Origin of the sequence: Vibrio ishigakensis (assembly GCF_024347675.1) — a bacterium.
Lineage (GTDB): Bacteria > Pseudomonadota > Gammaproteobacteria > Enterobacterales > Vibrionaceae > Vibrio > Vibrio ishigakensis.
Map to the genome: position 1 here is coordinate 2423198 of NZ_AP024881.1, position 13176 is coordinate 2436373.

Below are 13176 nucleotides of genomic sequence, written 5' to 3' on the forward strand. Positions count from 1 at the left end.
TCAGTCAGGCTCAAATGGATTGGTGGCAATACAAAAACAATTAAGCAAACTGAAACAAAGGACATACCATGCTTGCTCAAATAAAAAAAACTGCCATTGCAGCTGCGATTATCGCAACCACGGCAACTGCAGTTTCGGCGCCAGCGTTAGCTCGCTCAGAACTGACTATCGTCCCAGAGTTCTACCCAACTATGGTTCGCAACTTCAACCCTTACCTTGCGACTAACCTGCGTACCACCACCGACTTCATCTACGAGCCTCTTGTTATCTTCAATGAAATGCACGGTAACAAGCCTGTAATGCGTCTAGCTGAAAACTTTACTATGTCAGACGACCTTAAGAGCGTCACCTTCGATATCCGCAAGGGCGTGAAATGGTCTGATGGTGAAGCCTTCACCGCTGATGACGTTATATTCTCTTTCAACCTAGTTAAGAGCAAAACCGAGCTAGACCAAACGGGTATCAACAAGTGGGTTGCTAAAGTTGAGAAGCTAAACGACTACCAAGTACGCTTCATCCTAACCGAAGGCAACTCTAACGTACCTTACGAGATTTCAAAGGTACCAGTCGTTCCTGAGCATGTATGGTCTAAGGTTGATAACCCAACTTCGTTCACTAACGAAAATCCAGTAGGTACAGGCCCATTCACTGAGATCGATACCTTTACTCCTCAGCTTTACGTTCAGTGTCAAAACCCGAACTACTGGGATGCAGATAACCTAGAGGTGGACTGCCTTCGCGTTCCTCAGATCGCAAACAACGACCAGCTTCTAAGCAAGATCGTAAACTCAGAGCTTGATTGGACTTCATCTTTCATCCCTGACATCGACCGCACCTATAAGTCAGTGAATCCTCACCACGGCTACTGGAACCCACCAGCAGGTACTCAGGCTCTGATGGTTAACTTCAAAAACCCAGATCCTGCGAAGAAAGAAGCACTTACTAACGTAGACTTCCGCCGCGCTATGAGTATGTCTATCGACCGTGAAACCATCATCGATATCGCGTTCTACGGCGCAGGTACAGTAAATGATTTCGGTTCTGGTCTAGGCTACGCATTCGAAGCTTGGTCTGACGAAGGCGTGCACAACAAGTACAAGCAATACAACTCGTATGATCCAGAGGGTGCTCAAGCACTTCTTGAAAAAGCGGGTTTCAAAGACACTAACGGCGACGGCTTTGTAGAGACTCCATCGGGTAAGAAGTTTGAGCTTCTGATCCAATCTCCAAACGGCTGGACTGACTTCAATAACACAGTTCAACTAGCGGTTGAGCAGTTAAACGAAGTAGGCATCAAGGCGCGTGCTCGTACTCCTGAGTTTGCGGTATACAACCAAGCGATGCTTGAGGGTACCTATGATGTGGCTTACACCAACTACTTCCACGGTGCGGATCCACACCTATACTGGAACAGCGCTTACAACTCAGCTCTACAAGACGGTAGTGGTATGCCTCGTTTTGCGATGCACTACTACAAAAACAACGAGCTAGATAAGCTACTAAACAGCTTCTACAAAACAGCAAGCAAGACAGAGCAGATGGAAATCGCTCACAACATCCAACGCATTATCGCAACGGATCAGGTGACCATCCCAGTAATGTCTGGTGCAAGCAACTACCAATACAACACCACTCGCTTCACAGGTTGGTGGAACGAAGATAACCCTCAAGGCCGTCCAAACATCTGGGCAGGTATCCCTGAGCGTCTTCTACACGTATTGGACCTAAAACCAGTCGAGTAATCGATATACGAGCGGCGCGTTCCGTGCCGCTCTTCTTCCCCTTAAATGAAACTTAGGTGCGTAAGCACCCTGGGAGCACTCGCTTCCAATTTAGAGTATCTGTATCCGTATTAGGTGTAGGCATGGGATATTTTCTTAGACGATTATCGTTTTATTTTATGGCGCTCTTGGTAGCTGCCACTATCAACTTCATCATTCCGCGTGCGATGCCAGGCGATCCCGTAACCATGATGTTCGCTAACGCAACAGCTCAGGTTACTCCAGAACGAATCGAAGCAATGAAACAGCTACTTGGATTTGTGGATGGCCCTATGTGGATGCAATATCTCACTTACATCAAGAGTATTCTTAGCTGGGAGCTAGGAACCTCTATCAAATTCTATCCGCTTAGCGTAAACGACCTATTAGGCAGTGCATTTGGCTGGTCTCTATTCCTAGCTGGAACCGCGGTTATCCTATCTTTCTCAATAGGCTCTATCCTAGGCATCTTTGCCGCATGGAAACGCGGCAGCAAGTACGACACCTTTGTCACCCCGGGTATGCTGATCATTCAAGCGGTACCTCAGGTGGTTATCGCTATGCTGGCGATGTTTATCTTCGCTATCGGTCTTAAGTGGTTCCCAACGGGCTACGCCTATACCGCAGGTACTTCACCTGACTGGACCTCATGGGCCTTTATTAAAGACGTGGCTTATCACGCAGTACTACCTCTGTTTTGTGCCTCTATCGTTCAGATCGGTGGCTTCCTCGTAAACATGCGTAACAACATGATCAACCTGCTGGCTGAAGACTACATCACCATGGCGAAAGGCAAGGGCCTTAGCGAGAACCGAGTGGTATTCAACTATGCGGCACGTAACGCACTGCTACCAAGTGTGACTGCCCTTTCTATGTCACTGGGTATGGCTATCGGTGGCCAGCTTATTATCGAAATCATCTTCAACTACCCAGGTCTTGGCACTGTACTGTTCAACGCAATCACAGCGCGTGACTATCAGGTACTGCAAGGTCAACTGCTAATCATGACCCTATTTATGCTGTTCTTTAACCTTTTGGCGGACATGCTTTATGTACTGCTTGACCCTCGCCTACGCAAGGGAGGCAAATAATCATGAAAGGTATCTTTAAACTGATTCGAGGTAACACGGTAGCCATGATTGGCGTGTCTATCCTCAGTGTTTTCCTCTTTATTGCCATCGCTGCGCCTTTGATCACTGGCCATGCTCCAGACAAGCGCACCGGTAAACCACATGAATACCCTGCAGCTGTGGTGAAAGCGGCTCAGGCCAACCCTGATGGTTGGGTAGCGCAAAATTTAGCGACTGATGCTCGTACTATGCGCATGTCTAAAGATGCAGAGCACGTACTCGGCACAACACGTATGGGACGTGATGTTTGGGCACAAGTAGCTTACGGCGCGCGCGTTTCCCTAGCAGTTGGTTTCGGCGCTGGTCTTACCGTGTGTTTCCTAGCGACGGTTATCGGCGTCTCTGCAGGCTACTTTGGAGGCAAGGTGGATGAGTTCCTGACCGCAGCAATGAACATCATGTTGGTTATTCCTCAGTATCCGCTGCTGTTTGTTGTGGCTGCCTTTATCGGTGAAGCAGGACCGCTGACCATAGCCCTAATAATCGGTATGACCTCCTGGGCCTGGGGCGCGAGGGTTGTACGAGCGCAGACCCTAGCCCTTCGAGAGAAAGAATTCGTTAAAGCCGCTGAGGTTCTAGGTGAGTCATCGTTTCGCATCATCTTTGTAGAGATACTGCCGAACCTTATCTCTATCGTTGGCGCGAGCTTCATCGGCTCTGTGATGTACGCCATCATGATGGAAGCAACCATCTCTTTCTTAGGCATGGGTGACCCGAACACCATCAGCTGGGGCATCATGCTGTACAACGTACAAACCTCTTCTTCTATGTTGATTGGCGCTTGGTGGGAACTGCTAGCTCCATGTTTGGCTCTGACCTTACTGGTAACGGGTCTAGCTCTGCTTAACTTTGCTGTAGACGAGATTGCTAACCCTCAGCTTCGCTCTCATAAGGGTATGCGTCGCTGGAAGAAGCTAGCCAAACAAGACCAAAAGGAGCGCAAAGACACTATAGAAAAAGCGCCTACCCACCCTATTATGCGCGGAGAATAGAACATGACTGAACCACTACTATCTGTCCGCGACCTTTGTGTGGACTACATTACCGATGCAGGTGACGTGCGTGCCTGCAACAACGTCAGCTTTGATATTGCACCAGGCGAGGTCTTCGGCCTTGCCGGTGAGTCAGGTTGCGGAAAATCTACCGTCGCCTTCTCACTGATGCGCCTGCATAAGCCACCCGCGTTTATTACTGGCGGCGAGGTGCTATTTAACGGTGAGAATATCTTAAAGTACAGCGATGACCGTATGCAGGGTTTCCGCTGGAGCCAGATGTCTATGGTATTCCAGAGTGCGATGAACGCCCTAAACCCCGTGCTTACCATGGAAGAGCAGTTCTGTGATGTGATCATGCGTCATACCAACATGACTCGTACTCAAGCTAAGGTACGCGCTGAAGGCCTACTAGAGATCGTAGATATACACCCGAGCCGCCTGAGCGACTACCCACACCAGTTTTCTGGTGGTATGCGTCAGCGTCTGGTTATTGCCATCGCTCTCGCGCTTAATCCAAAGATGATCATCATGGATGAGCCAACCACAGCGCTTGATGTGGTTGTTCAACGAGAGATCCTACAAAAGATCTATGCGCTTAAAGAAGAGTTTGGTTTTTCTATCCTGTTTATCACCCATGACCTGTCGCTGATGGTGGAGTTTTCCGACCGCATCGGCATCATGTATTCGGGTGAGCTTATTGAGGTTGCTCCGGCCAAACAGATCCTAGAAAACCCGTATCACCCTTACACTAAGGGGCTGGGCAGTTCATTCCCTCCTCTAATAGGCCCAAAGACCAAGCTGACCGGTATTCCGGGTAACCCGCTTAACCTTCTTGAAGTGCCGCAAGGCTGTCGTTTCCAAGCGCGCTGTGACCGTGTACATGAGGCGTGTCGCACGACCTCGACCCAGCTAAGACAGATTGAGCACAGAAGATTTTCCAACTGCCATCTATATGGCGAGCCAATCATTCAAACAGCAGTGAGCTAAAGGAGAAGTAACATGAGTAAACCTACAGGCGAGCTGTTGATCGAAGGCAAAAACCTAATCAAAGATTTTCCGGTTAGCAGCACAGCGCTAAAGAACCCTATGATGCGCGCCATTAATGACGTGTCATTCAAGATGTATAAGAGTCGTGGTCTTTCTGTGGTGGGCGAATCTGGCTCAGGTAAATCTACCACAGCTAAGATGATCGCTAAGATGTATGCACCCACTGGTGGCAGCATCGAATACCGTGGCCGTGATATCCAGACCATCAACAAGAAAGCCGACTTAATGCACTACCGTGAAGGCGTGCAGATGGTATGGCAAGACCCGTTTGGGTCACTAAACCCAACCCACAACATCTTTCACCATATCGCTCGACCATTGATCATCCATAAGAAGGTCAAGCCGGGTAACAAGAAAGAACTTCAAGAGCGTGTATATGACTTGCTTGAGCAAGTAGGCTTAATCCCACCAAAAGAGACCGCTGAGAAATTCCCTCATCAGCTCTCTGGTGGTCAGCGTCAAAGGGTAAACCTAGCGCGAAATATCGCTGTGGGTGCCGAGGTAGTGCTTGCCGATGAGCCGACATCAATGCTGGATGTGTCCATCCGTGCCGGCGTTCTTAACCTAATGGAAGAGATGAAGTTCGAGAAGCAGATGTCGCTTCTATACATCACCCATGATATCGCTACAGCGCGCTATATCGCCGAAGACATTGCTGTTATGTACGTAGGACACATGGTGGAATGGGGAGATACCGATGAGGTTATCGCGAACCCTCAGCACCCTTATACTCAGCTGTTGATCTCTGCGGTGCCCGATCCATCTAAGTCTATCCATGAAAAACTCAAGGGTAACAAGGGCGAGATCCCATTGTGGACACCAGAATCAGCAGGTTGTCCGTTTGCTGGTCGCTGCCAGCACGCAACCGATAGATGTAAAGAACAGCTCCCAGGAGTGACTCAGCTGTCCGAAAACCACTTTGTTCGTTGCTATCTGCACGAGCAATAACCACCAATTTCACTCCTAGTTTTGCCCCTCCAGTTTGAGGGGCACTTTTTATATGAGACACGTATGAAGATCCTGATTAATCATCTAGGTTTTTCCACAAACAGCCCAAAACATGGTGTTGTCATCAGTGATCAGCCACTTATCTCTAAATGTGTGCAGCTGATCAGAACAAGTGATCACAGCATCGCCCTGCAGGTGCCACTAGATGAAGCACAACTGGTGGATAATTGGCAGGTAGGTTATTGCCATAGTTTTGATTTTTCGAGCCTTAATGATGCTAGTGAATACTACGTCAAACTAGATTCGACGCACTCGCACACCTTTAGCCTAGAGCCACAACTGCTATTCAAGCGCACCTTCTCTGATCTGCTTCACTACTTTAAATCTCAGCGCTGCAGTGGCATCTATGAAGAGAGCGATAAAAACGCCAAGGTCTATGGCAGTGATGAAACCCGAGATGTAAGCGGTGGTTGGTATGATGCTTCGGGGGATGTGAGTAAATATCTGAGCCACCTATCCTACGCTAACTACCTGAATCCGCAGCAGATACCCTTGGTCGTCTGGAGCCTAGTCCAGAGCCTAGAAGCCATAGAGCATACTGAATTTGAACAAGCCTTTACTCGCTTAAGACTTATCGAAGAAGCAAAGTTCGGTGCTGACTTCTTGATTCGCATGCAGCACGAGTCTGGCTTTTTCTATATGACCCTGTTCGATAAGTGGAGCAAGGACACAGAGCAGAGAGAACTGTGCGCCTATCAAACCCAAGATGGACACAAGGGAGCGGATTATCAGGCAGGATTTCGCCAAGGTGGTGGTATGGCTATCGCAGCCCTTGCCGCTACTTATCGCATTAGCCAACAGCCCAATTATCTTAAGAGCGCAGAACTGGGCTATCACCATCTCAAGGAGTACAACCTTAAGTACTTGGATAACGGCGAAGCGAATATCATAGATGAATACTGCGCCCTGCTTGCCTGTATCGAGCTCTTCAAAGCCAGCGACAAACAAGAATACCTAGCGGAAGCACGAGGTTGGGCAAATGCTCTAATGGCTCGTCAGCAAAGCGATGCCAAACAGCAAAATTTCTGGAGCGCCTCTCCCGAGCGCCCTTATTATCACGCCTCAGATGCTGGTCTACCTGTAATTGCCTTGTGCCATTACCTAGCCATAGAAACCGATGAACTGCTCAAGCAAGAGTGCCAACAAACAATACAAAGCGCTATTACCTTTGAGCTTGAGATTAGCCAAGAGGTTGCCAATCCCTTTGGCTATCCACGCCAATACGTGAAGGACGTGGGTGGAGAAAAGCGCTCCTCTTTCTTTATTTCGCAGGATAACGAGAGTGGCTATTGGTGGCAGGGTGAGAATGCACGCCTAGGCTCTCTCGCCTGTATGGGACTTGTTGCCAAGCCCCTGCTTGATAGCAGTTCACAATCCAAGATCTCTGCCTATAGCAACAAGTGTCTTAACTGGATCTTAGGTGCTAATCCATATGATATCTGCATGCTCGATGGTCATGGTCGCAACAACCCAGACTATCTACCTGAGCTTGGCTTTTTTAATGCCAAGGGCGGGATCTGCAATGGCATAACCGCTGGCTTTGATGACCCAAATGGCATCGCTTTTAAGCCCGAAGCTCAAGCGGATAATATGGCGCAGAACTGGCGCTGGGGCGAGCAATGGATACCTCATGCAGCCTGGTTCATGCTAGCAGTCTCGCTGACAGCCAAGGAGGAATCTCTATGAGCTACTTGGTTGGAATCGATGGCGGCGGTACCTCTTGCCGCGCAAGAGTAGTAGACCTTGACGGTAAGTTGACTGCTGAGGGCAAAAGCGGCAGTGCCAATATCTTACTCGGGGCAGAATCTGCACTGGATGCCATCATAGGTGCACTCCTAGATGCAGGCATTGAAGAATCACAGTTTGAGTCACTGCATATAGGCGCGGCACTGGCAGGAGCGGAGCAAAAGTCGGCGTGGGATGCCTTTATGAGCCAGCCCCATCCATTTGCTTCGATAACCCTAAATACCGACGCCTATGGCGCTTGCCTTGGTGCTCATCAAGGACAAGATGGCGCAATCATGATTGCTGGTACGGGCAGTTGTGGCATCTTGCTAAATCAAGGTCAGCAGCACGTTGTTGGTGGTCGAGAGTTTCCTATTTCAGACCAAGGTAGCGGCGCTGTGATGGGGCTGAGGCTTATTCAGCAAACCTTGTTGGCCCATGACGAGATTCGTCCGCATACGCCATTGAGCCTGCATGTGCTCGAGCACTTTAATCAAGATATCGATGCTATCGTCGATTGGTCTAAATCAGCTCTTCCTAGAGACTACGGTCAGTTTTCCCCGCAGATTTTCTCCTTAGCCAAAGAGTGCGACCCGCTGGCTATCGAGCTTCTCACCCAAACCGCTCAAGACATAGAGGTGTTTCTATGGGCACTACATAAGCGGGGAGCGAGGCAAATCTGCCTGATGGGAGGCATTGCCGAGCGCATCCAAGCTTGGCTAACACCCGCAATACAAGAATTTATCGTCCCTGCCAAAGGCGACGCTATGGATGGCGCGCTGATGTTGGCAAATAACCCTAAACACAACCTGTATTCACGAGGCTAACATGACTCACCTATCACTATCCCAAGACGTGGTGCAGACCAATTCGCACACAGCCCAGTTCACCATTACTCTGCACAACAATAGCTCAAAAACACTGAGTAATTGGGATCTTATTTTTTCGATTACTCGTTTCCTCAAATCCGATAGCATCAGCATAGGTAGCCTATCTCAACTCGGCAGCCTTTGCTCTGTAACTGAGCTTCCTGAGCTTGCTATCGATGAGTCCATATCCTTTACCCTAGAGATGGAAACCCCGCCCCTCAGGCTGCAATGCGACACTATCTTGGAGGCCTATGTAGACATCAATGGCGAACGACTCGACATAGAGATAACGCCCGCAAACATCGGTAACGCCTACAATGAGCCAACCAAGGTGCCAGAGGTTGACACAAGTGCCATTGCTCTTATTCCTAGACCCAACGAGCTGACGCTTCTAGAGGGTGAGATCAAACTGGGGAATATCTGTCGCTACAGCATTCAATCCGAAGTCGCAGAGCCATCCGTTGCTTGGCTAAAACAAGCTGCTTCTCATATTCAGTTCGAGCAGTCAGAAAATGATGCCGAGCTCGTTTTTGCACTCTTAGATAACCTCGATGTTGGCGCTTATCAGCTTGAGGTTACCCATGATCAAATTACTCTAAGCGCTTGCGATAGTGAGGGCTTTAGAAACGCAACAGCTAGTCTAGTGCAGTTGTTGGGCTCAAGTAATACCCTCTGGTGCCTACGAATCAGCGATGCCCCTCAATACAGTTATCGAGGCATGATGCTCGACTGTTGTCGTCACTTCCACTCAATAGAAACGGTAAAGGCTGTTATTGACCAGCTCGCTCGCTATAAATACAACCACTTCCATTGGCATCTGACCGACGATGAAGGCTGGCGAGTCGAGATTAAAGCCTTTCCAGAGCTAACCGATATCGGCGCGTGGCGCGGGCCTAAAGAAGCGCTTTGTTCTCAGTTCAAACAAATAGGCAAAAAATATGGCGGCTTCTACACCCAGCAACAAATAAAAGAGATAGTCGAGTATGCCGGCGTTCGTGGTATCACTGTCATCCCTGAGATAGATATCCCTGGACATTGCCGTGCGGCTATTAAATCACTGCCACATCTGCTAGTGGACGCGGAAGATAAGTCAGAGTATCGCAGTGTTCAGCACTATACCGACAATGTGCTCTCGCCTGCTCTGCAAGGCACCTACGAGTTCCTTGATACGGTTATGGAAGAGGTAGCCGAGTTGTTCCCAGCTCCTATGGTGCATATTGGGGCGGATGAAGTGCCTGAGGGCGTTTGGTCCCAAAGCGACCTGTGTAAAGCGCAGATGCAAGAGCTTGGCCTTAATTCAGCCAAAGAACTGCAAGGGCATATGCTTCGTCATGTTGAGAAGAAGCTCGCTCAGTTAGGCAAGCGAATGCTCGGTTGGGAAGAGGCGCAGTATGGTGACAAGGTCAGCACAGACACCATTATCTACTCGTGGCAAAGTGAGCAGGCCGCTATCGAATGTGCTGGAAAAGGCTTCGATGTGGTGCTTCAGCCAGGTCAGTTTACCTACCTAGATATGGCCCAAGACTTTGAACAAAATGAGTCTGGTTTCTACTGGGCAAACGTGATTCCACTAGAGCGCGCTTACCATTATCAGCCTCTGAAAGAGATAGCCTCTGATGACCCAATCCGAGACAAGGTGCTAGGGATACAAGCTGCTCTTTGGTGTGAACTGGTAGATACTCCAGAACGTCTGGAATATATGGTTCATCCTAGGCTGCAAGCCATCGCCGAAGTCACTTGGACTCAGCCTCAAAACAGAGACTGGCATGACTTCTTGGCTCGATTGAAAACAGATTTAGCACAGCTTGATAGCCGAGGTATTAACTACCGAAGCCCTTGGTAAAACGTAAAAGAGTCGCTTTAAGCGACTCTTTTTTTATGCGAATGCTAACAACTGGGTTGGTGTGAGCTTTACATCCACTCGACTGCCAATATCCAGCTTTTCTACCGAACTCGACAGCAATCTGTGCCCTTCAAGCTCAATAACATAGCGGAAATGGTCACCCATAAACTGCTGCTCAAGCACCTGGGTCACCCCTTCCTCATTCTCGCTCAATAATAGGTTCTGTGGGCGTAGCAAAATATTCACACGCTCTGCTTCCGCACCCTTAGCGGTAGCATCCACCACACCCAGTGCGGTTTGATACTTACCTTCACCGAGATTCAGAGCAGGCAGATAACTGCCACCACCTAGGAAGTCAGCCACAAAACGACTGGATGGATTGTGATAAAGCTCAGAGGCACTGCCAAACTGCTCAATCACACCCTTGTTCATTACTGCCATTTTATCGGCAAAAGCAAACGCTTCTTCACGACTGTGGGTTACAAAGATCGCCGTAACACCCGCTTTCTTAAAGATATCGCGGATCTGAGAGATCAGCTTATGACGCACCTGAGTATCGATATTGGAGAAAGGCTCATCCAGAAGTAGCAGGTCCGGTTTATAAGCCAAAGAGCGAGCGATTGCCACACGCTGCTGTTGACCACCAGAAAGCTGATGCGGATAGCGGTCACCAAGATTTTGTAAGTGCACCATCTCAAGCATCTGCTCTACACGCTCTTTTTGCACCTCTTTCGCCAACTCACGGATACCAAAGCAGATATTCTCTGCCACGGTAAGGTGAGGAAATAACGCATAGTCTTGGAAGATCATGCCTATATTGCGCTGCTCAGGTGGCATCCAATGGTCGCCATCATCGATCACGTTGCCATTTAGTTCGAGACGTCCTTGAGACAATGGAAGCAAGCCAGAGATAGCCTTAAGCAAGGTGGTTTTGCCACAGCCACTAGCACCAAGCAGACACACGATCTCACCTTTCTTAACCTTAAGGGACAAGGACTCAAGTACCACTTGATCCTCATACTTACAGGTTAGGTCTTTAACGGTTAGGGTACGACTCATTAGTGTGCTTGCTCCAAAGAACGGTTAACGATAATTAGTGGGATCAGGCCTACCAAGACTAGCAAGACCGCCGGCATAGCCGCCAGCTCCAATTGCTCATCTGAGGCAAAGTTATAAACGTAGGTAGCTAGGGTTTCGAAGTTAAACGGTCTCAATAGCAAGGCAGCATTGAGCTCCTTCATCGACTCGATAAAGACCAGCAAGAAGGCAATCAGAGCACCACGTTTAATAAGTGGTATATGCACGCGACTTAGCATCTGAGTGCTGTTACATCCCATGGTGCGAGCCGCCATATCTAGCGATGGTGATATCTTGTTCATACTACTTTCCACCGTACCTATCGCCACCGCCGAAAAGCGCACCACAAAGGCAAACACTAAAGCAAACATAGAGCCAGAAAGCACTAGGCCAGGTCGGCCCCAGTCCATAAATTTAGCTACATCGTTTATCCAGTGATCAGCGGTCAATACTGGCACCATCACCCCGATAGCTAATACCGTTCCCGGCACTGCGTAGCCAAGAGACGCACCACGCAAAAAGGCATTACCTAATCGAGAGCTCGAAAGACGCTGATTGAAGTTAACCAACATCGCCACAGCAAGCGCAATCGTTGCAGCTAGGATAGAAACCTTCAGGCTGTTCATTGAGAAACGGAAGAAATCACTAGTCCAGCTCTGCTCGAAATAGCTCATCGCATAGGAGGTCAGCTGAAGTAGTGGGAAAATAAAGGCTATTGCCACAATCGACCAGCACCAAGCTACTGCACCCCACTTTTTCCAGCCTTTGAGTTCATAGCGGAAATCTTCATGACTAGTGAATTGGTTTTGAAACAGCTTTTGACGGCGACGGCTATATCGCTCCGAGCCAATCAACAAAATAATGAATAGCAACATCACAGCAGAGATCTTAGCTGCTGCACCAAGATTCGAGTAACCAAGCCAGGTATCATAAACCGCCGTGGTCAAGGTATTCACTGCAAAGTAGTTCATAGTGCCAAAGTCACCAATTGCCTCCATCGCCACCAACGACAGACCAACCGCTATGGATGGGCGAATCATAGGTAGGGAGATGCGCCAGAAACTTTGCCAAGGCGAGCATTTGAGAAGGCGTGCAGATTGCAAGATATTGACGCTCTGCTCCATAAAGGCAGCACGACACAGAAGGTAAACATAAGGGTAAAGCACTAAAGACATGACCCAGATAGCACCGCCCAAAGTTCGCATATCAGGGAACCAATATTCTCTCGGTCCCCAACCGGTAATATCTCGCAGCCAAATCTGGACTGGACCGGCAAAATCAAACCAGTCGGTAAATATGTAACCAACGATGTAGCCAGGCATAGCAAGAGGGAGAACCAAGGCCCATTGCAATATGCCAGCACTTGGTAGGCGGCACATCGCCATAAACCAAGCGGTTGGAATGCCAATCAAGAGCGAGAGCAGCATGACCCCAACCAATAGCCACAGTGTGTTACTGGCGTAGGTAGGCATCACCGTCTGTAGTAGGTGTGAAAACAGGTCGTTGTCACCACCGAAGCTGGTGTAAAAAATAGCTAATATAGGTAAAACCAAAAGCAGTGCCACTAGGCCACTGGCGGTTTTAAATACTGGATAATTTTCTTTCATCTAACAGGTTCTATTGACCTTTGAGTCTACCTTTGAGTTCTTTCCTGCTTCAGTCCCTAAAAACAGCAAAAGGCGTTCAGTCTAAAAGACTCAACGCCATGTCGATATTTGATTA

Annotated in this window: 10 protein-coding genes; 8 read left to right on the forward strand and 2 right to left on the reverse strand. The window is 48.8% G+C overall.

The annotated features are described in order from the left end of the window. Positions 1 to 68 precede the first annotated feature (68 nt). The 8 genes from Pcarn_RS11060 (at position 69) to Pcarn_RS11095 (ending at position 10377) form a co-directional block, all read left to right on the forward strand. Complete coding sequence (locus Pcarn_RS11060; protein WP_261833928.1) at positions 69 to 1742, forward strand: ABC transporter substrate-binding protein; 1674 nt, start codon at positions 69 to 71, stop codon at positions 1740 to 1742. 122 nt (positions 1743 to 1864) lie between these two features. Further along, positions 1865 to 2851, forward strand: a complete 987-nt coding sequence (locus Pcarn_RS11065) for an ABC transporter permease (RefSeq protein ID WP_261833929.1) — start codon at positions 1865 to 1867, stop codon at positions 2849 to 2851. Between the two features lie 2 nt (positions 2852 to 2853). Continuing rightward, positions 2854 to 3882, forward strand: a complete 1029-nt coding sequence (locus Pcarn_RS11070) for an ABC transporter permease (RefSeq protein ID WP_261833930.1) — start codon at positions 2854 to 2856, stop codon at positions 3880 to 3882. Between the two features lie 3 nt (positions 3883 to 3885). Continuing rightward, positions 3886 to 4872, forward strand: coding sequence for an ABC transporter ATP-binding protein (locus Pcarn_RS11075; protein ID WP_261833931.1), 987 nt, complete (start codon positions 3886 to 3888; stop codon positions 4870 to 4872). A 12-nt stretch (positions 4873 to 4884) separates the two neighbouring features. Continuing rightward, positions 4885 to 5880, forward strand: coding sequence for an ABC transporter ATP-binding protein (locus tag Pcarn_RS11080; RefSeq protein WP_261833932.1), 996 nt, complete (start codon positions 4885 to 4887; stop codon positions 5878 to 5880). 63 nt (positions 5881 to 5943) lie between these two features. Continuing rightward, positions 5944 to 7626: a glycoside hydrolase family 9 protein gene (locus Pcarn_RS11085; RefSeq protein WP_261833933.1), complete on the forward strand. Its 1683-nt coding sequence runs from the start codon at positions 5944 to 5946 to the stop codon at positions 7624 to 7626. Continuing rightward, complete coding sequence (locus tag Pcarn_RS11090; protein WP_261833934.1) at positions 7623 to 8492, forward strand: N-acetylglucosamine kinase; 870 nt, start codon at positions 7623 to 7625, stop codon at positions 8490 to 8492. Before Pcarn_RS11085 ends, Pcarn_RS11090 begins: the two co-directional genes overlap by 4 nt. A 1-nt stretch (position 8493) precedes the next feature. Beyond that, a complete protein-coding gene (locus Pcarn_RS11095; protein ID WP_261833935.1) occupies positions 8494 to 10377 on the forward strand; it encodes a beta-N-acetylhexosaminidase in 1884 nt (627 codons plus the stop codon). Between the two features lie 33 nt (positions 10378 to 10410). Here the strand turns inward: Pcarn_RS11095 and Pcarn_RS11100 are convergent, their stop codons facing one another. Next, complete coding sequence (locus Pcarn_RS11100; protein ID WP_261833936.1) at positions 10411 to 11436, reverse strand: ABC transporter ATP-binding protein; 1026 nt, start codon at positions 11434 to 11436, stop codon at positions 10411 to 10413. Next, entirely contained in the window at positions 11436 to 13061 is a 1626-nt protein-coding gene (locus tag Pcarn_RS11105; RefSeq protein ID WP_261833937.1) for an ABC transporter permease, read from the reverse strand. Before Pcarn_RS11105 ends, Pcarn_RS11100 begins: the two co-directional genes overlap by 1 nt. Positions 13062 to 13176 lie beyond the last annotated feature (115 nt).